We start from the raw sequence: 25078 nt of genomic DNA, 5'->3' as shown, positions 1-25078 counted from the left end.
GTACTATCCATTGTTGACAAGATTCACCTTAGTTATTCGCAAACCGCATCTTCCTGCCTGCTTTAGCCATCTTTTTCACAAAAATGTCTAATCATTCGATAAAGCCCGACATCCATACGAGGCACGCCTCGTTATCCCTAACGCTTTCCTCGGTTCAGTGCATCTCAACGATGTTATGGAACAAACCGGGCTGCCGGTTAAAACATCCCCGACAGCCAAGTAGACCAGTTAAAATAGTCAATGAAAAACCGCGCCAATTGGTAGCCTAGACCGACGGATAAAAAAATCTGAAGCATCTTGCCCTGCATGCTTTTCGGCCTTTTCATCATTTTGTCCAGGTTCAGCTCTTGGAGCGCCCACCAGGAACAAGCGATACAAATCAAAGTAATGAAAATATTGATTATACCGTTCATTCCCATGGAGGTGTTCATTTGCTGTACATAATCCATATTTGACCCCACTTTTCATCTTAAGGCATAATTTTGGCCAGCATTGTCACGAATTCAGCCCGCGATGCTTGCTGATCCGGCTTGTAGCTTCCGTCCTCGTAGCCGTTAATCCAGCCTTCCGCCTTCATCTGCTTCAGAATGCCAACGCCCCAATAATCGTCGTCTACATCCGTGAACGGAACAGCACCGCGTTTTTTGCCCGAAATATTCATGCTTCTTGCAATCATTGCCGTCATTTCCATGCGGCTTACCGGCTGGTCCGGAGCAAAGGAATTGTCCGGGTATCCGTCAATAATTCCGCTCTGCGCTGCCTTGGCTATGTCCGCATACGCCCAGTGATTCATACTCACATCCGTATAGCTGATGCTCTTCTGCTTGGACAGCTTGAAGGCCCGGCTGATGATCGTAGTCGCCTCCGCTCTAGTAATAGGAGAATCCGGCCGGAACGTATAGTCGTCGTACCCGTTTACGATCTGCTTACTGCCCATCTCCAAAATGCTGTCCATCGCCCAATGCCCCTGAATATCGGCATACCCGCCGATCAATGGCTTGGCTCTGACCATCAGCTGGTACACATCGCGGTCGAACGGAGCACTCGCCGTAAGCTTCAGGTAGTAGGTCCCTGCCGGAAGCCGTTCCTTCATCTCAATCTCTCTCGATGAATTCGTGCTGGCCATAGGCTTCATGCTTCGATCGTATAGGAAGGCATACATATTCACGCTGCGGGGAATCCCCGTCAAGCTCAAATGAACATAGCTTTCTTCATTCAGCTGGAACTGGAACCAGTCAATATCGTCCACTTTGTCAATTAGCCCGGTATACTCCGTATCCAGAGATATAGTCGTCGCCTGATACGAACGATTGTTAGGTTCATTAGGATCGATCTGTTTCGCATCATACTCTATTTGTAACGTATATTCCCCGGTGACCGGAAATGCATACTCTTTCACATTGCTGACGCGAATATAATATTTGCCCGGAAACACCTCCGGCACTACCAGCACCTCTGTAACCCCGTCTCCTCCCTCATCAACGGTAGTGCCCTTTTCCCCCTGCTTCTGCACGAACAGAACCGGATCAATCCTTGCCGTATCCGTACTGAGATGGAAGGTGAGCATACCGGATTGTTCCACGGGGAACTCAAACCAATCCTGATCGTTCATCTGATGGAAGGTTCCTTTGATCGTTTGGCTCCGTGAGGGAAGCACATAGGCCTTGTACTGCCGGTCATTATCTTCGAAAACATCACGGTAGATGTCAAACGACGTCGTCAGCTTATAAGGAATTTCAGCCTTCTGGTTCCTGTCGGCCAAGCGAAATTGCAAATAGCTGCGACCTTTGCTGACGTTCAAGGCAACAGGCTGTCCCGGAGCCGCCGTCACACTCGTAAATGTCCCTTTGGCATCCGTGTGCTGAACGGCAACCGACTGCCCTTCTTGAAGGTCAAAGGTCAGATTGACGGTCCCGTCATAAGGAGCATCCAGGTAAAACCAATCCTGATCCGATCCGCCGGTGAAGGATGCCGAGATCATCTTACTGATGGACAGCGCCTTGGCCTGATCCTTCCGGTTGTTCGGCTCATAGATATCGAGCAGTGGCATCTCCGTCAATGCCCGGTCGGCTCTTAGCAATCCGTACCCTGTCTGTTGATCCCAGCCCGGAGACATCGAATCGTCTGCCGTTTGGCGTAGCAGCTGACGGATTTCATATGGCTTCATATTCGGATATTTGCTCCATACCAAAGCTGCAACCGCAGCGACTTGCGGAGCCGCCATGGAGGTCCCGTCCTTATACTCGTAAGAACCGCCCAACGCGGTCGTAAATACATCCCAAGGCGCAACAAGGTCAATCTCCGGCCCCGTATTGGACAGCTCATGCGCCGCGCCATCTGCGGTTACACCTCCGACCGCCAATACCGTTGGGTATGCGGCTGGATATTTAACACGATTCCCCTCATTTCCTGTCGCCGCGACAAGAAGGACATCCTTCTCCTCCGCATAGCGTACAATATCGCTCAAATAAGTTGAATATTTATTTAAACCAAGAGATAGAACAACAATTTTGGCCCCATGATCAACCGCATACCGGATGCCTTCTCCAAGCTTGGCTTCCCCTCCGGAGCCGTCCGACTCCAGCGCTTTAATAGGCATCACCTTGGCATCCCATAATATGCCGGAGACCCCTTTATCATTATTGGTTGTTGCTGCAACGATCCCGGCAACATTCGTCCCATGACCATTATCGTCTTGAGGCGGCAGCTTGGGATTCATCAGGTTGACTCCAGGCACCAGATTCTTTTTCAAATCCGGGTGATTCAAATCAACACCGGTATCGACAATGGCAATCGTCAAATTCGGGTTGCCCTTGGCGCTATCCCAGGCTTCGTTAATATGGATCTGCTGCAAGTAAGATTGTTTTTCTGTTAAGGGGTCATTCGCTAGGGCTGCTATGGTAACCAGCGGCTCTTTACCGAAAGCCTGTCCGGCACATACCAGCAGCATCACGATCCCCATGATCCAATGAACGAGTTGGCGAGTCACTAGTTTACGTTGCATGTTCATGGTTCCTTCTTTTCTTTTGCTTATTGGAGTAGCTTTACTATTTCGATAAAAGTATCCGGTTTCCTGCCGTAGTTTCGGAAAACCGCTTAGCAAATGATGGAGGTTTTATGAACTTCTATAGGGGGAAACGGTTTTTGGTAAGAGAATGGGTCAAAAAGCAGCGTATGACAGCCTTATAATAGGGTTTAACCTCAAAAAAGCCCGGCTGACGCACCATCTTAAGCGTCAATCGGGCTCTGACATCCAACCTGCTAGCTGAAGAAAAACAAATCCTGTGTGAGCGAGAAAATACGATCGATCCAGCCCAGCACCCACTGCGGCACAAGACCGAGCAGTACGCTAATTCCGGCACATAGCCACAAGGTAATGCCGAGCGGCCACGGTACCGTGACGCTCCTCGATTCAAAATCGGTGCGCATGAACATTTGACGGATCAGTCCGAAGTAATAATAGAAGGAGATCACGCTTGTCACAATCATCACTGCAGCTAACCAGTAATGCTGGGTTTGCATCGCTCCCATCATAATGAACACTTTTCCGAAGAAGCCGCCGGAAATCGGCAAGCCCGCAAGCGAAAGAATCAGCAGCACTGTCGCCACAGCTGTACCCGGTGCCCGGTAATACAAGCCGGCCAGTCCGCTTACGGTTTCATCGCCAGTAGATCGCTCCATGATCATCACGACTGCGAAAATACCGATATTCATAAACAGGTAAGCGATCAAGTAAAACGCAAATTCCGAGAAGTTCGAATAATGGACCATGGAAAAATGCGTAGCGATCGGAATAAGCAAATATCCTGAGTTCGCAATACCGGAGTAGGCCAATAGCCGTTTTAGATTGCTCTGCCGCAGCGCGATAAAGTTCCCGAGAATCATGGCTGCCGCAGATACGACCATTAGAGATACTAGAACGTCGCCATGGAACGGCAGCTCCATTAAGGCTCCGATGGCATACACGCCGTACAATACGCGGAACAAGACAGCAAATGCGGCTGCCTTGGACACTACGGCCAAGAAAGCGGTGACTGGCGTCTGAGCTCCTTGATACACATCCGGAGCCCACATATGGAATGGAGCCGCCGCAACCTTGAAACCGAAGCCGGCCAGCAGCATAAAGAAGGACACATACAGGAACGGCAGCATCGATTCGGCGTTTTGTCCTAGCGCTGCGTTGATCTCCGGAATGCTGGTCGAGCCTGACATCCCGTACAAGAAGGACATTCCGTACAAGATAATGGCGGAGGAAATCCCCCCCAGCACAACATACTTGAAGGCTCCTTCATTGGAGCGCAGATCTTTTTTGCGCATGGCGACCAGAATGTAGGAGGTGATGCTGAGCAGCTCCAGACCTACATACAGAGTGATCAAGTCGCCCGAAGACGACATAATCATTCCTCCCAGGGTTGCAGGTAAGAGCAGATAGTAAAACTCCCCGATATGCGGAACTTCCTCTTCCTTTAAGGAGCCGATGCTCATGAAGGTCACCAGACCCGCACCGGTTAACAAGATCAGCTTGATAATGCTGGCGAAGTCATCAATGCGATAGCTGTAATTCAACAGCTGTTTCGGCTCTGTCGGGTTCAGGTCACCGACAACGAACAGGCCTGCGATGATGATGCTGAGCAGCGACAGCCAACCGAGGGCTTTACGATTCGTTTGCTTCGGCAGCAGAAGATCGAGCAGCGATAATACCACTGCCGCAATAACCAGAGTCAGCTCCGGTGCCAAGTATCCGAGATCGCTCCATTGGAGACGTAGTTGTTCCACCGGCCTAACCCCCTATCTTCACTACAGTTTGAATGAATTGATCGAAGCCGCTGACGGTTTGATGCAAAGGTCCGCTAAGCACCGCAGGATAGATACCCAGGACAACGACGAAGGCTACTAAGGCCACCATAGGAATGGCTTCCATCAAGCGGGCATCCTTCATGCCGTCTCCCTGAATTCTCGGAGGGCCGTAAGTAATGGCCAGAACCCCGCGCAGCACGTACACGGCGGTGAGTATGACCCCGATGGTTCCGATGACCGTGATGACTTTGGCTGTCTGGAATAAGCCTGCGAAGGCCAGAAATTCGCTGATGAACCCGGACAATCCCGGGAGACCGAGTGAAGCCATTCCGGCTACCAGCAGGATACCGGAAATGAAAGGAACGTTTTTGGCGAGACCGCCCAATTGATCCAGCATAGTGGTCTGGGTTCGTTCATAAATCGCCCCTACCAGCAGGAAGAGCAGCGCTGAGATAAGACCGTGAGATACCAGCTGGAAGACCGCTCCTTCGAGTCCAATGGTATTGAATGCGGCGATCCCGAGCAGCACGATCCCCATATGACTGATACTGGAGTAAGCCAGAACCAGCTTGAAATCCTTTTGTACGAAAGCCAGGATAGCTCCGTATAAAATATTGATCACACCCAGAATAGCAAGTACGGTCGCCCACTGCACAGCTTGCTGCGGAAAGAGCAGAACGCCGAAGCGGATCAAGCCGTAGGCCCCCATTTTCAGCAGGATGCCGGAGTGGATCATGACGATGGAAGGCGGGGCTTCCGTATGTACCCTAAGCATCCACGTATGGAACGGAAAGATCGGAAGCTTGATTCCGAATGCAACCAAGAGCATGATGAACAGCACCCATTTCATCGTGTCGCTCAAGTAGAACGGGTAATCGCTCTGATTGACATAGGCAGCTTCGCTTTGGAACAAATGGCTTGTTATGACACTGAGGTCCCCGCTGTAAAAGATCGAATTGCCGCTGTCATTGGACACCTGTCCGAACCCTGCGGTACAAATGAGAATGATGAAGGCGATAAGCATGATGGCCGAGCCAATCCCGTTGTAGATCAAAAACTTGTTCGCTGCCCTTTCGCGCTCCATATATCCCCATATCCCAATAAGGAAGAAGACCGGAATCAGGGTTACCTCGAAGAACACGAAGAACAAAAACAAATCCTGCGCCATAAATACACCGAACATTCCTGTTTCCAGCAGCAGGTAGAAGATAAAATAAGATTTCCATCTTTTCTTGATATAGACGGAAGCAAGTGCCGCCATCGTACCGATCAAGGCTGTCAGGAATACAAGAGGCAGCGATAATCCGTCCACAGCCATGATGTATTTAAACTGGAAGAAGAAGGACGTCATTTGATTCAGGCCCTGGGCCTCGTGATTGAGAGGCACTTGAATCCAGCCTAGCTCCTCCTTAAACTGCATCCCTTCGAGCTGATGATTGAAGGCGGAGTAGAGCCATGCAGATAATACAAGCGGAATCAGGGTGGTCACAATAGCGACCGTTTTGATCCACTGCCCTTTGTGGGCGGGCATGAATAGTAACACCAGCACCCCTAGCAGCGGGGAAAAAGCTATCAGGGACAATAAATGCATACTATCCGACATGGATGAACCTCCTTCCTGCGATGGCAAGGATCAGAATGAGCAGCCCCAGCAAGGTGGCGAGCCCATAGGTCTGTACCTGACCATTTTGCAGACGAGATCCGATCCGTCCGATGCCGACCACAGAATAGCTGGCCAGCTTAACGATGCCGTCGACAACATATTCATCGAACAGATGAAGCACCAGACCAAGACCTTTCAATGGCCTTACGATAACCTGTTCATAAATTTCATCGATATAATATTTGCGGTTCAGCAAGCGGTACAGCCATGGAGCGCGGCTCGATACGGCATCGCTTGAGATCATTTTTTTGACGTAGACCAGATAGCCCAGCCCGATCCCCAACACTCCAACGACGGTAGAAAGGGTCATCACCACAGCATTGGCGCTCTCTTCCTCCGCATGCCCCGTGAGCCAAGTGCCAAGCCATGGACTGAATGGGGTAAAGACAAAGCCGGCCACCACCGCCAACACAGCCAGAACAATCAAAGGCAAGGTCATAGTTGCCGGAGATTCATGCACATGCTCCTGATGGCGCGGTTTGCCCATAAAGACCAGGAAGAACAGCCTTGACATGTAAAATGCGGTGAAAAACGCCGCGATCAATCCCACCCAAAACAGGAGCTGATTATGCGTGTAGGCTTCCGCTAAAATAGCATCCTTGGACCAGAACCCGGACAACGGCGGAATTCCCGACAAAGCCAACGCTCCGATCCCGAACGTCCAAGCCGTTATCTTCATCTTGCTGCCCAGACCACCCATTTCATGGATGTCTTGAGTATGTACGGAATGAATGACACTGCCCGCTCCCAGGAAGAGCAGAGCTTTGAAGAATGCATGTGTAAATAGGTGGAAAATCCCTGCCGTATAGGCAACCGACGTCCCTATTCCGAGGGCCATCATCATATACCCGAGCTGGCTGACCGTGGAATAGGCAAGCACCCGCTTGATATCGTTTTGCGCCGTTCCGATGGTAGCTGCAAATATGGCGGTAAAGCCTCCGATACACGCCACCACAGTAAGAGCAGCCGGAGATGCTTGGAAAATGTCAAACGTGCGAGCCACCAAATATACCCCTGCCGCCACCATCGTAGCCGCATGAATGAGAGCACTGATCGGCGTCGGGCCCTCCATCGCATCCGGTAGCCAGGTATGCAGCGGAAATTGACCCGATTTCCCTATGGCTCCAACGAAGATCAGGATAGCGATCAAGGTTGCCATCCCGTCGGATATTTTGCCGCCCGTCACTGCATTATGAATGGAGGTAAAGTCCAGCGAATGGTTCGGCATGACCCAGAACAAGAGCAGAATAGCGATCAGTAAGCCCACATCGCCGATTCTCGTAACGATGAATGCCTTCTTCGCTGCAGCCCGCGCTTCCGGTTTGAAATACCAGAAGCCGACCAGGAGAAAGGAACAGACTCCCACGAGCTCCCAGAATATATACAGTTCCAGCAAGTTCTCGGAAATGACGAGTCCTAGCATGGAGAAGGTAAAGAGAGCGATGTAGGCAAAAAATACATTGATGCGTTCATCGCCTTCCATATATCCCTTCGAATATAAGTTGACCAATAGACTGACTAAGGTAACAATCACAAGCATCAAGGCATTCAAATTCGTAACCTCAAACCCCATGTTCAGGGAAAACGTTCCGAACTTGATCCACTGCAGTTTGTTCCATGTGTAGTCCTCAATCGTGCCTCCCAGCCGTTCAATGAAAATGAGCAGAGACACCACGAACGAGGCGAAGACGGCAACAATGCTGATATATGCGCCCGCGTCTTTTAATTGACGCCCTACTGCCGTTAAAATAAGGAACGCTAGCAGCGGGAACAACGGGATAAGCCAGGCATACTGCGAGTAGGCCGATATCATGAATTTATGTCCTCCTCCTACAAGTTTGCATCCGCAAACTTACTTCGAAAGCGCTGCTATACGTTGTTAGCAAGCTATCGTTTCAACGAATCCATCTCATTGACGTCCGTCGTTCCTTTGTTGCGGTACAACGCTATTAGGATGGCTATGCCTACCGCAGCCTCCGCTGCGGCTATCGTGATGTTAAACAAGGAAAAAATTTGCCCCGTCAAGCTCGGATGAACGCCCAGTTTCGAAAAAGCGACCAGGTTAATGTTGACTGCATTGAGCATCAGCTCAATGGACAGCAGTACAATGACGGCATTCTTTTTGGACAATGCTCCATACAGGCCGATACAAAATAAAATCGCCGCCAGGGTCAAGTAAGGGGTAGCCAATCCCGTCATAGTCTAGTCCTCCTCTCTCTTCGCCACTACGATGGCTCCGATAAATGCTACGGTCAAGAGAACCGACATGATCTCAAAAGGAATTACATGCTGATTGAAGATCAGCTTCCCTATCTCCAATGTGTTGTCCTCCGCCGCCTTGAATTCGCCTGCCGGAAGATTCACATTTTGGATCGCGTAGAACAGCACGCCGAACAAGGCCAGCGCCCCGATAAATAACAGCGTGTTATGAACAGGCCGCTTGGGCTCCTCTTCTTCTCCTTGGTGCTTGGTCATCATAATTCCGAAGATCATAAGAATGGAAATCGCACCGGCATAGATAAGAATTTGCACAAAGGCGACGAATTCGGCATCCAGGACGACGTATAGCCCTGCCAAGCTGATAAACGTCAGCGCCAGAGCCACCACCATATGGACTACCTTGTTGAAGCTGATCATAAAGATGGCGCCGCCGATGGCCAGTAATGCGAATACGAAGAACGCAATATTCTCACCGCTGGATAAAAAAGCCGCGATATTACCGAACATTTACTTCGCCCCACCTTTCGGAAGAGCCGAATTATTTTCTTTCCGTACATTCACGTTGTTTTCATTCAGCCACTGCAGGTTTTTAAACAAATCATCGCGGCTGTACGTGCTGAGCTCGAAATTATTGGTCATCACGATAGCTTCCGTTGGGCATACTTCCGTACACAAATCACACAAGATGCATATTTCAAAATTGATATCGTACGTATCGATGACCTTTCCCTTTTTCTCCGGATCCGGATTGGGCTTACCTGTTAAAGTAATGCATTCCGTCGGACAAATACGCGCGCACATATTGCAGACAATGCATTTATCAGGGTCAAAATGCTGAATTCCCCTGAACCGGTCAGGCATTTCCAAAGGAACATCCGGGTACGCGTAGGTTACTTTTTTCTGGGTCATGCTTTTGAGGGTAACGCCGAGACCTTTGACTATGCCTTTCATGATTTCTCACCCTTTCCCAAGCATCATTTCTTTATAGAAGCTTACTCATCATCCGATGATGCTCATATAAATGGCTGTCACAAAAATATTGATCAAAGCAAGCGGCAGCAAGACTTTCCAGCCGAGCCCCATCAGTTGATCTACCCGAATCCGGGGCAGCGTCGCCCGAATCCAGAACAGGAAGAACACGATGAAAGAGAATTTCAGCAGGAACCAGATAATGCCCGGAATGAAATCAAGGAACGGGAATGGCGCATGCCAGCCTCCCAGGAACAAGGTCGTTGTCAATCCGGCAATAGCAAACACATACACATACTCCGCCAGCATGAAGAATGCGAACCGAAAGCCGCTGTACTCCACATGATAGCCTGCAACAAGCTCCGATTCCGCCTCCGGCAAGTCAAACGGCGTACGGTTTAATTCGGATACGCCTGCAATAACGAATACGACAAAGCCGATGATTTGGGGCAGGAAGTTCCAGTGCCAGAACCCTCCGGACTGATGCTCGGCAATCGTGTTCAGGTTCAGGCTGCCTGTCATCATAATGACCCCAATTACGGAGATAACCAGCGGTATTTCATAGCTGATCATTTGAGCAGCTGACCGCATCCCGCCGAGCAATGCGTATTTGTTGTTGGAAGCCCAGCCTCCCAGCACGATTCCGATGGTGGAGATACCAGACAAGGCAACGTAGAACAACAATCCTACATTGAGATCGGTGCTGATCAGTTTTTCCGAGTAGGGAATGACCGCAACAACGACAAACGCAGGAATAAATGCAATGACCGGGGCCAAAATAAACAGTTCCCGTTCCGCTTTACGCGGGATGGTGTCCTCTTTAATCAGGAGCTTGAACACGTCTGCAACGCTCTGCAGAAGCCCCAGAGGGCCTACTCGGTTCGGTCCGATCCGCAGCTGCATCCATCCGATAACCTTACGTTCAAAGTATATGGCATAGGTTACGAACCCAAGGACTAATAACAGCAAAAGGACTCCCCACGCGAAGAAGATCGCAAAATTCGTCCAGTTCAGCTGCTCCTGCAATAAACCTCCCATTAACAGTCCACCTCCCCGACGACAATATCAATGCCTCCGAGTATCGTGATGAGATTCGTCATGGTTTCCCCGACCAGCAGCTTAGGTAATATTTGCAGATTCACAAAGGAGGGTCTGCGGAATTTCAAGCGATAAGGCTTATCCTTCCCTTTGGATACGATGTAGCAGCCGATTTCGCCGCGCGGCGCCTCAATCCGAGCGTATACCTCCCCTTCGGGAACGCGAAGCACCCGGGGAACCTTTCCCATAATCTCGCCCTCGGCGGGAAATTGCTCTACGGCTTGCTCAAGGATCCGCAACGACTGTCTTATCTCCTCAAACCGGATTAAGTAACGGTCGTAGCAGTCGCCTCTCTGCCCAACGGGTACATCGAATTCAAATCGATGATACAGGCTGTACGGCTGGTCCTTTCGAAGATCCCACTTCACCCCGGTACATCGCAGATTGGCCCCGCTTAAGCCGTAAGCAATAGCGGTTTCCGCATCATATTGACCGATCCCTTTAATACGGGCCAGGAAGATCTCATTGCCGCTAACGAGGTTGGTGTATTCATCAAGCTTATCACGCATGTACGGAATAAACTTGCGTACCTTCTCGATCCAGCCTTCCGGAGCATCCCATTTTACACCGCCAACACGCATGTAGTTGTAAGTCAGTCTTGCCCCGCACAGCTCGTTAAATAAATTGATAATGATTTCCCGATCCCGGAAGGCATAAAGGAAGGGACTCATCGCCCCGATATCCAATAAGTAGGTTCCCCACCACACCAGATGGCTGGCTATCCGCTGCAATTCCATGACAATTAACCGTAAAAATTCGGCCCGTTCCGGTATTTCCAGCTGCATCAGCTTCTCTACGGCATGAACAAGGACATAGTTGTTCGTCATAGCCGAGACATAGTCCATGCGGTCGGTGTAAGGAATAATCTGCGTATAGTTCAGATTCTCTGCGAGCTTCTCGGTTCCTCTGTGTAAATAACCCATTACCGGATCGGCATGAGTAATGATTTCCCCGTCAAGCTTAACCACGATCCGAAACACTCCGTGAGTACTCGGATGCTGAGGCCCTACATTTAATAACAGCTCTTCTGTTCTGATCAAGAGACTCTACACCTCCGGGTCAAGCGGTTCATAGTCTTTGCGCAGTGGATGGCCGACCCAATCGTCAGACATCATGATCCTTCTCAAGTCCGGATGCCCCGGAAAATCAATTCCTAATAAATCGTAAATTTCCCGTTCGTTCCAGTTGGCTGTTGGCCAAACAGGGGTAACCGAAGGGATGGACGGAGCTTCACGGTTCGTTTTAATTTTAATGCAAATCTCTTGCTTCGTCTCCAGCGAGAGCATGTGGTAAGCAACCTCCATATGCGTCTCCTGGTCAATTCCGGATACATTCCGCAAGTAGTTCATTTTAAAATCCTGATGATCCCGAAGCTGCTTCGCCGCATCCACCCATCGTTCATTCTGGATAACTATATAAGGAAGATGTGCATCCCGTTCGTTGATAAAAGCTTCCTCTACAATATCGTCGCCGAGCTTCTCTTTGAGAAGCTTCACCCACAGGTCCAGCCTAGGCTGATTCGGGGAAGGCTCTTTAGGCGCAGCGGCTTCCGCTTCACCGTCCGGCTTCTTTGCCCGGGCACTAGCACGCGCCGCGCGAGCTTCAGCAGCCGCTTTCGCTTTAGCTTCCTTGTCCTCGTCCGCTGAAGCCGCCTTCGCCGGTGCAGCATTCTCAACCGCAGCAGCGCCTGTAGCAGCAGCGGCCTTTCTCTCCGGTCTTGGGGGCCTTGCCGGAGCCGACTCCGGCTCCCCATCGCTCGGCTTCTCGTTAGAAGCCGTTTCGCTCACCGCAGCTTCCTTAGGAGCTGCGGCCGCTTCGCTCGGCTTATCTTTCGATTCCGGTGCATTGTCTGCAGGCTTTTGCTGCGGTTCTGGTGCCGATGTGTCTGCATTGGCAGATGGCTGTACTCCTTCATCAGGCTGCAGCCCATCCTTCTTTTGCTCATCGCTCATCGATTGGTCACCTGCTTACCCGTTTTTGCTTCATACCGTATCTTCTCCTGAAGCTTATTGATACCATAGATTAAAGCGGCAGGGTTCGGAGGACACCCGGGAATATATACATCCACGGGAACGACCTGGTCAACGCCTTTTACGACTGCATAGGACTTCACGTAAGGACCGCCCGCCGTCGCACAGGAGCCCATGGCGATCACCCATTTCGGTTCCGGCATCTGCTCGTATAGACGGCGCAGCAGCGGAGCCATTTTCTTCGTTACGGTGCCGGCCACGATCATCACGTCGGATTGCCTTGGAGATGTGCGGAAGATAACCCCGAACCGGTCCAAATCGTAGTGCGATGCTCCGGTTCCCATCATTTCAATGGCGCAGCAGGCAAGACCGAAGGTCAATGGCCACAAGGAATTGCTTCGAGCCCAGGCTTTCACTTGCTCTAACGTCGTCATAAATACATTACGTTCCAGCTCTTGTCTTTCTTCCGGGGAAATTGACTCTAAATTGAAGTCCATTGCAGCACCTTCTTCTTCCAAGCGTAAATTAACCCTACAACGAGAAGCCCGACAAAGATGCACATCTCTACAAGCGCAAACAAGCCTAATTGCTTATACGCAACGGCCCATGGGTACAAAAATACAGTTTCTACATCAAAAATAACAAACATCAAGGCAAACAAGTAATAACGGATATTGAAGCGCACGTGGCTCTCGCCGACGGGCTCATTTCCGCTTTCATAAGTGGTATACTTCTCCTCCACCGGCTTGTTTGGGCGTAGCAATCGTCCAACTGTAAGCGCTACAACTGGAAGTAACACTCCAAGCATGAGAAAAATGGCAACGACCACGTAATTGTTCATGTACATCGTGAACGATCCGCCTCCCACTAAAGTATTGGAAAGTATGTTTTTCTGGAGCTTGTGCAGGGCCGATTTGGCAGAAGGACATCGTCGTTTCTTCTCATTTACAATGTAAGCGTAAACAAGATGAATTTCCTAAGCCGTTTTTTTCTAAAAGCAAATCTGACCAAGCACGCTGCTACTGTTAATTTATGCCTAAATAATTATAACAAATGCCTGTTGGGGTGTCTAATATTTCCTGAATTTCCTTTAAAGCAAAAAGTTCCTTTTTTAAAATATTCCACAGACGGCCGAGAGGGGAGGTTTCATATTCCTATATGGCGAGAAAAAAAGCGAACCCTCCAGTGCCTAAATGCTGATTCGAGCACATTGTGAAGTCAAAATGTAAATTGTATATGGTAAAAAAGCGAGAGAAACTAGGTTCCTCTCGCTTGATTATGTTAACTTCTTATCTTTTACCATACACTTCAATCCGATTCAATGCTTTCTGCAAAGCCACTTCCGCGCGTTTGAAGTCGTAGTTGTCCTTGGACGCCAGACGCTTCTCGGCACGTTCTTTGGCTGCTTTAGCACGCTCAAGATCGATTTGTTCCGGCAGCTCAGCGCTTTCCGCCAGAATAACCACTTTGTCCTTGCGGACTTCCATAAAGCCGCCGTTTACCGCAATATACAATTGCTTACCGTTCTGCTTCACGGTAACCGGTGCCACTTTCAATGGAGTAACCAAAGGAATGTGATTTGGCAGAATACCAAGCTCCCCAGCTACACCCTTCACGATAATCATGTTTGCATCTTCAGCAAACACTTTACGTTCAGGAGTTACGATTTCCAGTAGGAAAGTACTCACTTGGATTCCTCCTAAGAGTTTGCTTCAGCAAACCACTTGGTCAGCAACTAACGAACTTGAGTTCCCTAGTTTGCCATTTTTGCTGCCGTGCTCTTTATAAATACCGCTGGACAAGCCGTTAAGATTGCCCAGCGATGCTTGTTAGATTACAAAGTTTTCGCTTTTGCGATCGCATCTTCGATCGTACCCACGTTGTGGAACGCCGGTTCTGGAAGATCGTCATGCTTACCATCCAGAATCTCTCTAAAGCTGCGAACTGTTTCTTTAACCGGTACGAACAGACCAGGGATACCGTTGAACGCCTCGGCCACGTGAAGCGGCTGGGACAAGAACAATTGAATCCGTCTTGCGCGTTTTACGACCAGTTTGTCTTCGTCGGACAACTCGTCCATACCGAGAATCGCGATGATATCCAGCAACTCTTTATAACGTTGCAAGATTTTCTTAACGCCTTGAGCAACATTATAGTGTTCTTCACCAAGAATTTCTGGAGTCAGAATACGGGAAGAGGATGCCAATGGGTCAACCGCAGGGAAGATACCCATTGCTGCAATGTTACGCTCCAGGTTTGTTGTAGCGTCCAAGTGAGCGAACGCTGTAGCCGGAGCCGGGTCCGTATAGTCATCCGCAGGAACGTAGATCGCTTGGATCGAAGTAACGGAACCTTTTTTGGTAGATGTGATACGCTCTTGCAATTGGCCCATCTCTGTAGCCAATGTAGGCTGGTAACCTACCGCAGATGGCATACGTCCCAGAAGGGCGGATACCTCGGAACCTGCTTGCGTGAAACGGAAAATGTTGTCGATCAATAGAAGAACGTCGCGGCCTTCTACATCACGGAAATATTCAGCCATTGTCAAGCCTGTCAAAGCAACGCGAAGACGCGCACCTGGCGGCTCGTTCATCTGACCGAACACCATCGCCGTTTTGTCGATAACGCCGGACTCCTTCATTTCATGGTACAAGTCGTTACCTTCACGCGTTCTCTCACCAACACCCGCGAATACGGAGAAACCGCCCATCTCGGATGCGATGTTGTGAATCAACTCTTGCAGTGTAACGGTTTTACCTACACCCGCACCACCGAACAGACCGATTTTACCGCCTTTTGCGTAAGGCGCGATCAAGTCGATAACTTTGATCCCTGTTTCCAGAATTTCTACTTGCGTAGACAGCTCTTCAAACGAAGGAGCGCTTCTATGGATTGGGTTCGTCACGGAGCGATCGACTTCCTCAATCCCATCGATTGGATCACCCAACACGTTAAATACGCGGCCCAAAGTAGCTGCACCAACTGGAACGCTGATAGGTGCACCAGTATCAACAGCTTCCATACCGCGAACCAAACCGTCAGTAGAAGACATCGCAACGCAGCGCACCATGTTGTCGCCCAGATGAACAGCTGCTTCAACCGTCAGGCTAATAGTTTGTTCGCCTGCTTGCTCTGCCTTTTTTTCAATTTTAATCGCATTTAAGATCTCAGGGAGGTGTCCACGATCAAACTCAATGTCGACGACCGGTCCCGTAATGTTCACAACGCGCCCTTTGCTCACTGTTTTCCCTCCTAAAAGCTCTGTCATTGGACAAAGCTGCTTGATAGCATTGACTCTGCTTCCGCTTATCGCGCCAGCTTTGCCTTATCCGTTCCTAAATTGTGTTTAGGTTGATGATTGATTCGTATTAGCTTTGTGCGTTCGCGCCCGCGACGATCTCGGAGATCTCTTGGGTAATCGCAGCCTGACGAGCACGGTTGTACGACAATGTCAAAGTATTGATCATCTTTGTCGCGTTCTTCGTTGCATTGCTCATGGCCGTCATTCTCGCGCCGAATTCACTTGCTTTACCGTCCAATACGGCACTGTAAATCAGCGTCTCCGCATATTTAGGCAGCAACACTTCCAATACACCTTCCGGAGAAGGCTCGTATTCGTAGTTCGATACTGCCGTTCCGCTCATATCTTCCATAGGTAAAAGCTGCTTTACCGTAGGAATTTGGGAGATCGCATTGACAAATCTGTTATATACGAGGAACAAACGATCGTAAGATCCGTTCTCAAAGTTTTTCACTGCAGCACTAGCAACTGTCTTGATATCTCCGAAGGTCGGTGAATCAGATAGCCCAACCACCTCTTCGACGATGTTCATGTTGCGCTTGCTGAAGAAATCTCTACCTTTACGCCCGATAACGAAGATGGAATACTCGCTAGGAGACTTGTGTCTTTCCTGGATCTCCGTCATAACCCGGCGCAACACGTTCGCATTGTAACCACCCGCCAAACCGCGGTCTGAAGTCACAACGAGATAGCCCGTTTTCTTCACTTCGCGATTTTGCAGCATCGGATGCTTGATGCCTTTACTGCCTGCCGCAATACTGCCGACCACTTCCTTCAGCTTGTCAGCGTAAGGGCGTGCCGCTTCAGCAGCCTCTTGCGCTCTTCTCAGCTTGGAGGCAGCAACCATCTCCATCGCTTTCGTGATTTGCTTCGTGTTTTGTTTGGACTTGATCTGGCGCTTAATCTCGCGCATTCCTTTTGCCATGCCTGCTCACCTCTCTCTCGAAGCTTCTCCTTTGACAGAAAAGCCTTCACTCGAAAAGCCTGTTAAAAGACTTAAAATGGAACACCGAGCTTCCCGTACGAGAAGCTCAGATTCGTTCATCTATTGCGCGGAAGTTGCAAATCCTTTTTTGAACTGCTGGATTGCATCAACCAGTGCGTTCTCATTATCCGACGTCAAATCTTTCGTATCGCGGATGTTTTGCAAAATTTCAGGACGGTTGGAATCCAGGTAAGCCAGGAATTCAGCTTCGAAGCGAGTGATATCCTGTACTGGAAGCTCGTCAAGATGTCCTCTTACCACCGTGTAGATGGAAGCAACTTGCTTCTCAACCGGCAGCGGCTGGTGAACGCCTTGTTTCAAGATTTCCAATGTACGCAAACCACGGTTCAAACGAGTTTGAGTCGCTTTATCCAAATCGGAACCGAACGCTGCGAACGCAGCTAATTCACGATATTGGGCCAAGTCGGTTTTCAGCGTACCGGCAACCTTTTTCATCGCTTTGATTTGCGCGGAGCTACCTACCCGGGATACGGAGATACCAACGTTAACCGCTGGACGTTGACCGGAGTAGAACAGGTCGGACTCAAGGAAGATCTGTCCGTCTGTGATCGAGATAACGTTCGTCGGAATGTAGGCGGATACGTCACCCGCTTGAGTTTCGATGAACGGAAGGGCTGTAATGGAGCCTCCACCCAAAGAGTCGTTCAACTTAGCTGCACGCTCGAGCAAACGGGAATGCAGGTAGAAAACGTCACCCGGATAAGCTTCCCGACCCGGAGGACGGCGGAGCAGCAAGGACAACTCGCGGTATGCCGCTGCTTGCTTCGTCAAGTCATCATAAACGATAAGCACGTGCTCGCCTTTGTACATGAAGTACTCGCCCATCGCGCAGCCTGCGAAAGGTGCAAGCCACAACAACGGAGCAGGCTCGGAAGCACTCGCTGTTACGACAATCGTGTAATCCATAGCGCCGGCTTTACGCAGAGTTTCAACCACGTTAACGACGGTGGATTGTTTTTGGCCGATAGCAACGTAAATACATTTTACGTTGTTACCTTTTTGGTTGATGATCGTATCGATGGCAATCGCAGTTTTACCTGTTTGACGGTCACCTATGATCAACTCACGCTGACCGCGACCGATAGGAATCATCGCGTCGATTGCTTTAATACCGGTTTGCATTGGCTCATGGACCGATTTACGGGCCATAACGCCTGGAGCCGGAGATTCAACCGGACGGAAAGTCGCTGTGTTGATAGGACCTTTACCATCCACTGGCTGACCCAATGGGTTAACGACACGACCGATCAGTTCTTCACCAACAGGAACCTCCATGATACGGCCGGTACGTTTTACTTGGTCACCTTCACGAATGTCTGTGTAAGGTCCCAAAATAACGATACCTACGTTGCTTTCTTCAAGGTTAAAAACGTAGCCCAAAACGCCGTTAGCGAACTCAAGCAGCTCTCCAGCCATAGCGTTTTCCAAGCCGTGAGCACGAGCGATACCGTCACCAACCTGAATAACTGTACCTACGTCAACCACTTGCATATCGGATTTATAGTTTTCAATCTGTTGTTTAATCAATGTGCTGATTTCTTCAGGTTTGATACTCAACGAACTTCACCCCTATTCTTACAGTGCTAGTGCTTATTTTAACGAACTTGCCAGACGATTCAGACGCCCCGCCAAGCTTCCATCATATAAACGGTCTCCGATCCGTACTTGAATGCCGCCAAGGAGCTTAGGCTCAATAACGGTTTGAACACGGATGGTTTTATTCGTCAGTTTGCCGAATTGTGCCGCAATTTCAGCCTGTTGGGCTTCGGAAATCGCAAACGGCGCGTACACCGTAGCGCTAGCCTGACCCAGAGCTTCATTGGCGATCTTCACATAATCAGTAACCAACTGGGCCAAAACGCCCTCTCTACCCTTATCGATCAAAATCTGCAGCGTATTCCACACCGGTTCGGAAACATTGCCTTCAAAAATCTGCTTCAGCAGGTCCTTTTTGACGGAAGCCCCGATATTCGGATGGTTCAGGAACTTCTGCAGATCCGCATTATCCCTAATCGCACCAACTACAGATTTCAGCTCTTCTTCCACTCCGGAAATAATGCCCTTCTCCTGAGCTACCTCGAATAAAGCTTTGGCATATCGCTTCGCTACTACGATGTCACTCATACGTTGCCTCCTACCTCTTTGAGGTAATGCTCAACCAAATCATTCTGAGTTTTCTCGTCGATTTGCTTCTCAATAATTTTGGAGGCGATCAATACGGACATCGCACTCACTTGGCTGCGAAGAGCTGCAACCGCTTTGTTTTTCTCATTCTCGATATCTTTAAGCGCTTCATCTTTCAAACGGTCAGCTTCTTTACGTGCTGCTGCAACAATCTCATCCGCTTGTTTGGAGCTCGTTTGTCTAGCTTGTTCAATAATATCATGTGCTTCTTTACGAGTTTGTTGAAGGGCCTGTTTTTGCTCCTCTAACAATTGCTCAGCTTGCTTGCGGCTATTTTCAGCCGTTTGAATTTGATCCTTCACGAGCTGTCTGCGTTTTTCCATCATGCCGAACAAAGGGCCGAACGCAAACTTTTGCAGCAGGAAGTACAAAATCAAGAAGGCTACGATTTGAATAAAAAACGTGGTCCATTCGATATGCAAGTAAGGTCACTCCCTTCTGATAACGTGGGCAAAACGAAGGCGTGGAGGCTATGTCGCCATCCCCGCCAAACGATTTCTTAAGCTTGGCCCATCAAGATGAACGCAAGAACCAAAGCTACGACTGGCATTGCCTCTACTAGACCTACACCGATAAACATAGTTGTTTGAAGAGTACCGCGAAGCTCAGGCTGACGGGAAATACCTTCCAAAGCGCGACCTACGATCAAACCGTTACCAATACCTGCACCAAGTGCACCCAAACCAAATACGATTGCTGCTGCTACTAATGCTAAAGCTCCCATTGAGAAAATCCTCCCTTAGATTGAAAAGTTTTTTTATAAAATGACTCGAGTATATAGCCCGAGGTGAGTCTTGCTACTTAGTGGCTTTCTTCTTCGTGGACCAAAGTTTGCGAAATGTAAACCATCGTCAGCATCGTAAATACGAATGCTTGAATCGCACCTACGAACACACTGAAACCCTGCCAAACAAATAGAGGCACAATACCAAACCAGCCAGCCCCCAAGATGACAGAAATCATAATTTCACCCGCATAAATGTTACCGTAAAGACGGAAAGCGAGCGTCAGCGGCTTAGATACCACTTCAATCAAATGCAGCGGAAGCATAGCGCCTTTGTATTCAAAGTAATGCGCAAAATAGTGTTTGGTATTACGAGTAATACCCAAGTAGTGGCTAAGAACGATGACAATAACCGTTAAGGCAGCCGTTACGGCGATGTCTGCAGTCGGCGATTTCCACCAAGCAACGTGATCTTCAGTAACGATAGAGAACGGAAGTCCCAGCATGTTACCGACAAAAATATACATGATGAGCGTCATTCCGAGTGCGATAAACGGTTTGCCGTGCTTCGTCCCAATGGTGCTGCCGATAATGCCCTCAACAAACTCTACGACCCATTCCATAAAGTTTTGAATTTTCGAAGGATTCGTAACGGATCCTTTGCTAGCGCCGGAAATGGCGAGAATTAAAACGATGATACTAGTCACGACGATCATAAGCAGTGCAGACAGATCGAAGTGAAGACCAAACAGTTCTATACCTGGCACGTGATGTTCCATGTTTTCCATTTTCACCCCTTTCCACGAATGGTTTTACTTCTTGGATCTTTTAATAGAAAGAATACCCAATACGAGTGTTGCCAATTGAGCAAAAAAGTATCCGATAATTGTCGTAACAAGCGCGACATGCTCCGGAAAGCGAATGGCCAGAAGCCCCGCCAAACCGGCAATGGCTGCCCTTGTTAAAAAACCTATGTTGGCTTTGGTAGGTACTTTTTGCTCAGGTGGAGCTGCGATCACTTTCTCGGATAGCTTGCGAATTTTCCAAGCAAGATACCTAGCGTTGATCATGCTGACGACTGAACCAAGCATCAATCCTGCCGAATACGGTCGGAATTCGACGAAAATCGCCCATACGACCAAACAAAAGGAAAGAAAAAAGAGAAACACATTTTGAACCGTTTTCAGATGGGCCGAAAAATCATCCATTATAGCCCTCCGTACTGCTTGATCATAAAATAAATGCTGATAATTGCAGAGACAAGACCCAGCAGAAAGCCTCCCAGCAGCCATAACTGCCCGCCTAACGTATGACTTAACCAGTCGCCGAACCAATATCCGGCCAACAAGCATACAACAAGGTCGATTCCAATGGCGCTCGACAATGCAGCGGCTCGCCACGGATTATCGTTGCGGTTTGGCTGTTTCATAGGCATCCTCCTGAGAATCCTCACTTATTGTAACGAAGCTATGCGAGGTTTGTCAATTGCCGATCTTTGTTAACAAACCGTGATCAAAGTCACAAAAAGCCCGTCATATCAAGGTTTTTTTGGCTTACAAACCAAACAGTGCAACTGTACGCTGTAGCGTTTGTCATGAGATTGTCACGGTTGGAACGGCTCGGGTCTTGCAGAAGCTTGTCCGAAATGGTAAAGGATGGCTTGCACGATACGTTCCGACGCTTTTCCGTCCCCGTAAGGGTTGGCCGCTTGGCTCATTTTTTGGTATAAATCAGCATCGGTAAGCAGCGCTTTAGCCCGTTCGTAGACCTTCTCCTCGTTGGTTCCTACCAGCTCCAGCGTGCCTGCGTCGATCCCTTCCGGACGTTCCGTCGTCTCGCGAAGAACCAAGACCGGCACCCCGAACGATGGCGCTTCCTCCTGAAGACCTCCGGAATCGGTCAAAATCATATGCGCATGCGGGTAAATGTTATGGAACTCGAATACATCCAGCGGTTCGATCAATTTGATTCGTGGATGTCCGCCCAGCATTTCGTAGGCCGGTTCCTTCACCGCAGGGCTTGGATGCACCGGATAGACAATCGCGATATCCTCGAATTCATCGGCAATACGTCGAACGGCGCGGAAAATTTGGCGATGCGGCTCTCCCTGCGCTTCACGGCGGTGTGCCGTCATCAGGATGAGGCGTTTGCCTTCGGCCCACTCCAGTACAGGATGGGTGAAGTCTTTTTGTACCGTATACTGGAACACGTCCGTTACCGTATTGCCCGTAACAAAGATCGTATCTTCCGACTTGTTCTCCTTACGGAGATTGTTCGCGGACAAGTCCGTTGGAGCGAAGTGGAGGTCCGACAGCACACCGGTTAACTGACGGTTCATTTCTTCCGGATACGGGGACATCTTGTTCCAAGTTCTCAGTCCCGCTTCCACGTGCCCTACTTTTACCTGCTGCATGAAAGCCGCATAGCTCGCGAGGAAGGTAGTCAACGTATCGCCGTGCACAAGAACCAAATCCGGCTTCTCTTCACGGAACACCGGATCGAGGCCCTGCAGCACGCGAATCGTAATCTCATTCAGCGTTTGGCGCTCCTTCATTACGTCCAGGTCGTAATTCGGCTTAATTTTGAACGTATCCAGCACCTGATCGAGCATCTGACGATGCTGCGCGGTCACGCACACCAAAGATTCGATCTGCTCGGGATATTTCTGAAGCTCCAGCACCAGTGGAGCCATCTTGATAGCTTCCGGTCTTGTGCCGAAAATCGTAATTACCTTAATTTTGCTCATGTTCGTTCCCCCTCCACTATGCCGTTCATCCCTACTACTTCTATTGCCTTATTTCGTCCCAAATAAACGGTCGCCGGCATCGCCGAGGCCCGGGATGATATAACCGTGATCATCCAAATAATCGTCAATGGCAGCAACATAAATATCGACATCCGGATGCGCTTGTTGGACCGCTTGTACACCTTCAGGCGCAGCAATCAGACACATCAGCTTAATTTGCGAGCAGTTTCTATTCTTCAGTGCGGTAATGGCAGCATTCGCCGAGCCTCCGGTGGCCAGCATCGGATCGATAACGATCAGCTCCCGCTCCGTTACATCGGTAGGCAGTTTGGCGTAGTATTCTACCGGCTCGAGCGTTTGCGGGTCGCGGTACAGCCCAATATGGCCGACCTTGGCTGCCGGGACAAGCTTCAATATTCCATCCACCATGCCTAAACCGGCACGCAAAATGGGGATCAATCCTAGCATCCGGCCGGAAATAACACGGCATTCGGCGGTAGCTACAGGTGTCTGCACCTCTACCTTTTGCAAAGGAATATCCCTTGTAATCTCGTAAGCCATCAGCGTGGCCACCTCATCGACAAGCTCCCGAAAATCTTTCGTCGTTGTCGCCTTGTCTCTTATGTAAGTGAGCTTGTGCTGTATCAACGGATGATCGCACACAAATACTTTTCCCATACTATGTCCCCTTTACGCCAAATCTTGTCTATTATACCACAATTGCCGAACGTTATCCTAACATGATTGACATTTTCACTGAAATCCTTTTGCTGGAAAAAAGAAGTGTCCTGATGGCATAATAAAACCCCACGAGGTGGGGCGAATTTGTTGAAAAACGTGCAAGCTTGAACTGCTCCGGTGGGGTATAACTCTCCACCCAGGCTTCATATGGAGGCTTTGCTACACAAGGCCATGAGCCCCGAATTTAATCATTCCCCAATAATGGAAAAACCTTGCCCCGGGATGAAGAAAAGCTTCATCGTCCGAGGCAAGGGACTCTCAAGGCCTGTCCTATTGATTTTGCAGCATATGGAACACTTGTTCCACATCCTTATCCCCGCGGCCGGACAGACTGACGATCAGAATGTCGTCCCTGGTCAAGGTCGGCGCGAGTTTCAAAGCATGAGCAACAGCGTGAGCGCTCTCCAGTGCCGGAATAATGCCTTCGGTTTTGGACAGCACCTGGAACGCATTAAGCACTTCCTCGTTCGTTACGGTATAGTACTCGGCCCGTCCACTTTCTTTTAAATGACTGTGCTCCGGCCCGATGCCCGGATAGTCGAGTCCTGCCGCAATGGAATACGTTTTGCGCGGTTCTCCGTTTTCGTCGAGAAGCACCAGGCATTTGAAGCCGTGCAGTACGGCCGGCACCCCTTGCGTCAGGGATGGCGCTTGGTCCGGCTCCACGCCGATCAGACGAACGGACGGCTCGTCAATATAATGAGCGAAGGCTCCGATCGCATTGCTTCCCCCTCCTACACATGCCAGAACGGCCGTAGGCAGACGCCCTTCCTTCTCTAAGATTTGGCGCTTGGATTCCTCGCTGATAATGGACTGGAAGTGCTTGACCATCGTAGGGAACGGATGCGGTCCTACAGCCGACCCCAGCAGGTAAAAGGTGTTGCGATAGTTTTGCACCAGATCGCCGAGCGCTTCATCCACCGCGTCCTTCAGCCTGCCTTGGCCTTTTTCAACCGCTACGACTTTAGCGCCGAGAAGCTCCATGCGGAATACGTTCAATGCTTGACGGCGGGTATCTTCCGCTCCCATATAGATGGTGCAGTCCATATCGAACATCGCGCAGACCGTTGCAGTGGCCACACCATGCTGTCCCGCTCCCGTTTCCGCGATAATGCGCTTGGCTCCCATCCGTTTGGCCAGCAGGATTTGACCCAATACGTTATTGATCTTATGGGATCCGGTATGGTTGAGGTCCTCGCGTTTTAAATAGATTTTGGCTCCGCCCAGCTTATCGGTCAAATGCTTGGCGTACGTTAACGGATTTTCACGTCCGACGTACTCTCTCAGATAATATTGAAATTCCTCAACAAATTCGGGATCATTCTTATATGTTTCGAACTGCTGTGCCAAATAATCCATTACCTCTTGAAGCTCCGGCGGAATGTAGCTGCCCCCGAAGGAACCAAAATAGCCTGCGGCTTGCTCCGTACTCATAAATTCCAGTCCTCCTCCAATAATCATAACTAAGCACTGTTTTTATTGTACTAAACCCCTTGGATTATACAAGTAGTGCGCCTGCTATTTCTTTACAGCGGCAGTAATCATTCGTTAATCGCTCCTATTTCAATCGGGTAGGAGGCTAACCATTAATTGATTAGCCGACCTCCCACACCACCGTACGTACCGTTCGGTATACGGCGGTTCCTAAGTTTACACAGT

General features: G+C 49.6%; 26 protein-coding genes. All 26 read right to left on the bottom strand.

The window, feature by feature from the left end:
- Positions 1–197: 197 nt before the first annotated feature.
- The 26 genes from GGC63_RS33100 to trpB all read right to left on the bottom strand — a co-directional run bounded on the left by GGC63_RS33100 (position 198) and on the right by trpB (position 24853).
- Positions 198–449 (bottom strand): DUF1146 family protein, encoded by a 252-nt coding sequence (locus GGC63_RS33100; RefSeq protein WP_192705848.1) that lies wholly within the window; start codon positions 447–449, stop codon positions 198–200.
- A gap of 20 nt (positions 450–469) precedes the next feature.
- Complete coding sequence (locus tag GGC63_RS33095; protein WP_192705847.1) at positions 470–3004, bottom strand: S8 family serine peptidase; 2535 nt, start codon at positions 3002–3004, stop codon at positions 470–472.
- A gap of 257 nt (positions 3005–3261) precedes the next feature.
- Positions 3262–4776 (bottom strand): NADH-quinone oxidoreductase subunit N, encoded by a 1515-nt coding sequence (locus GGC63_RS33090; protein WP_192705846.1) that lies wholly within the window; start codon positions 4774–4776, stop codon positions 3262–3264.
- A gap of 4 nt (positions 4777–4780) precedes the next feature.
- A complete protein-coding gene (locus GGC63_RS33085; RefSeq protein WP_192705845.1) occupies positions 4781–6400 on the bottom strand; it encodes a complex I subunit 4 family protein in 1620 nt (539 codons plus the stop codon).
- Positions 6390–8273, bottom strand: coding sequence for an NADH-quinone oxidoreductase subunit L (gene nuoL / locus GGC63_RS33080; RefSeq protein WP_192705844.1), 1884 nt, complete (start codon positions 8271–8273; stop codon positions 6390–6392). The genes GGC63_RS33085 and nuoL overlap by 11 nt, the downstream gene beginning before the upstream one ends.
- 74 nt (positions 8274–8347) lie before the next feature.
- Positions 8348–8659 (bottom strand): NADH-quinone oxidoreductase subunit NuoK, encoded by a 312-nt coding sequence (nuoK, locus tag GGC63_RS33075; protein WP_192705843.1) that lies wholly within the window; start codon positions 8657–8659, stop codon positions 8348–8350.
- A gap of 3 nt (positions 8660–8662) precedes the next feature.
- Positions 8663–9187, bottom strand: a complete 525-nt coding sequence (locus GGC63_RS33070; RefSeq protein WP_079914222.1) for an NADH-quinone oxidoreductase subunit J — start codon at positions 9185–9187, stop codon at positions 8663–8665.
- Complete coding sequence (gene nuoI, locus GGC63_RS33065) at positions 9188–9631, bottom strand: NADH-quinone oxidoreductase subunit NuoI (RefSeq protein WP_079914221.1); 444 nt, start codon at positions 9629–9631, stop codon at positions 9188–9190.
- A gap of 48 nt (positions 9632–9679) precedes the next feature.
- Positions 9680–10687 carry an NADH-quinone oxidoreductase subunit NuoH gene (nuoH, locus tag GGC63_RS33060; RefSeq protein ID WP_079914220.1) on the bottom strand — a complete coding sequence of 336 codons (1008 nt, stop codon included), beginning with the start codon at positions 10685–10687 and terminating at the stop codon, positions 9680–9682.
- Positions 10687–11787, bottom strand: coding sequence for an NADH-quinone oxidoreductase subunit D (locus GGC63_RS33055; RefSeq protein WP_079914219.1), 1101 nt, complete (start codon positions 11785–11787; stop codon positions 10687–10689). Before GGC63_RS33055 ends, nuoH begins: the two co-directional genes overlap by 1 nt.
- A 6-nt stretch (positions 11788–11793) precedes the next feature.
- A complete protein-coding gene (locus GGC63_RS33050; RefSeq protein WP_192705842.1) occupies positions 11794–12699 on the bottom strand; it encodes an NADH-quinone oxidoreductase subunit C in 906 nt (301 codons plus the stop codon).
- On the bottom strand, positions 12696–13214 hold the full coding sequence (locus tag GGC63_RS33045) for a NuoB/complex I 20 kDa subunit family protein (RefSeq protein ID WP_028550962.1): 519 nt from the start codon (positions 13212–13214) through the stop codon (positions 12696–12698). Before GGC63_RS33045 ends, GGC63_RS33050 begins: the two co-directional genes overlap by 4 nt.
- On the bottom strand, positions 13199–13564 hold the full coding sequence (locus GGC63_RS33040; protein WP_079914217.1) for an NADH-quinone oxidoreductase subunit A: 366 nt from the start codon (positions 13562–13564) through the stop codon (positions 13199–13201). Before GGC63_RS33040 ends, GGC63_RS33045 begins: the two co-directional genes overlap by 16 nt.
- Before the next feature lie 442 nt (positions 13565–14006).
- Positions 14007–14405, bottom strand: a complete 399-nt coding sequence (locus GGC63_RS33035) for a F0F1 ATP synthase subunit epsilon (protein ID WP_079914216.1) — start codon at positions 14403–14405, stop codon at positions 14007–14009.
- 146 nt (positions 14406–14551) lie between these two features.
- Positions 14552–15958: a F0F1 ATP synthase subunit beta gene (gene atpD / locus GGC63_RS33030; RefSeq protein ID WP_192705841.1), complete on the bottom strand. Its 1407-nt coding sequence runs from the start codon at positions 15956–15958 to the stop codon at positions 14552–14554.
- A gap of 127 nt (positions 15959–16085) precedes the next feature.
- A complete protein-coding gene (gene atpG / locus GGC63_RS33025) occupies positions 16086–16943 on the bottom strand; it encodes an ATP synthase F1 subunit gamma (RefSeq protein WP_079914214.1) in 858 nt (285 codons plus the stop codon).
- 120 nt (positions 16944–17063) lie between these two features.
- Complete coding sequence (atpA, locus tag GGC63_RS33020) at positions 17064–18581, bottom strand: F0F1 ATP synthase subunit alpha (protein WP_079914213.1); 1518 nt, start codon at positions 18579–18581, stop codon at positions 17064–17066.
- A 33-nt stretch (positions 18582–18614) separates the two neighbouring features.
- The gene (locus GGC63_RS33015) at positions 18615–19148 is read right to left on the bottom strand and encodes a F0F1 ATP synthase subunit delta (RefSeq protein WP_079914212.1); all 534 of its coding nucleotides are present in this window, start codon (positions 19146–19148) and stop codon (positions 18615–18617) included.
- Positions 19145–19630, bottom strand: a complete 486-nt coding sequence (gene atpF, locus GGC63_RS33010; protein ID WP_079914211.1) for a F0F1 ATP synthase subunit B — start codon at positions 19628–19630, stop codon at positions 19145–19147. Before atpF ends, GGC63_RS33015 begins: the two co-directional genes overlap by 4 nt.
- 77 nt (positions 19631–19707) lie before the next feature.
- A complete protein-coding gene (gene atpE, locus GGC63_RS33005) occupies positions 19708–19932 on the bottom strand; it encodes a F0F1 ATP synthase subunit C (RefSeq protein ID WP_028550954.1) in 225 nt (74 codons plus the stop codon).
- 77 nt (positions 19933–20009) lie between these two features.
- Positions 20010–20711, bottom strand: coding sequence for a F0F1 ATP synthase subunit A (gene atpB, locus GGC63_RS33000; RefSeq protein WP_192705862.1), 702 nt, complete (start codon positions 20709–20711; stop codon positions 20010–20012).
- Positions 20712–20744: 33 nt separating this feature from the next.
- Positions 20745–21140 carry an ATP synthase subunit I gene (locus tag GGC63_RS32995; RefSeq protein WP_192705840.1) on the bottom strand — a complete coding sequence of 132 codons (396 nt, stop codon included), beginning with the start codon at positions 21138–21140 and terminating at the stop codon, positions 20745–20747.
- Positions 21140–21361, bottom strand: a complete 222-nt coding sequence (locus GGC63_RS32990; protein ID WP_192705839.1) for an AtpZ/AtpI family protein — start codon at positions 21359–21361, stop codon at positions 21140–21142. Before GGC63_RS32990 ends, GGC63_RS32995 begins: the two co-directional genes overlap by 1 nt.
- A 174-nt stretch (positions 21362–21535) precedes the next feature.
- Complete coding sequence (gene wecB, locus GGC63_RS32985) at positions 21536–22678, bottom strand: non-hydrolyzing UDP-N-acetylglucosamine 2-epimerase (RefSeq protein WP_079914207.1); 1143 nt, start codon at positions 22676–22678, stop codon at positions 21536–21538.
- Between the two features lie 48 nt (positions 22679–22726).
- Positions 22727–23356 (bottom strand): uracil phosphoribosyltransferase, encoded by a 630-nt coding sequence (gene upp / locus GGC63_RS32980; RefSeq protein ID WP_079914206.1) that lies wholly within the window; start codon positions 23354–23356, stop codon positions 22727–22729.
- A 333-nt stretch (positions 23357–23689) separates the two neighbouring features.
- Positions 23690–24853, bottom strand: a complete 1164-nt coding sequence (gene trpB, locus GGC63_RS32975) for a tryptophan synthase subunit beta (RefSeq protein ID WP_192705838.1) — start codon at positions 24851–24853, stop codon at positions 23690–23692.
- Positions 24854–25078: the final 225 nt, after the last annotated feature.

The sequence above is a fragment of the Paenibacillus sp. OAS669 genome (assembly GCF_014873645.1).
Taxonomy (GTDB): Bacteria; Bacillota; Bacilli; order Paenibacillales; family NBRC-103111; genus Paenibacillus_S; species Paenibacillus_S vulneris.
Note: the sequence above shows the minus strand (reverse complement) of the source record. Positions and strands in the feature narration are given on the sequence as shown.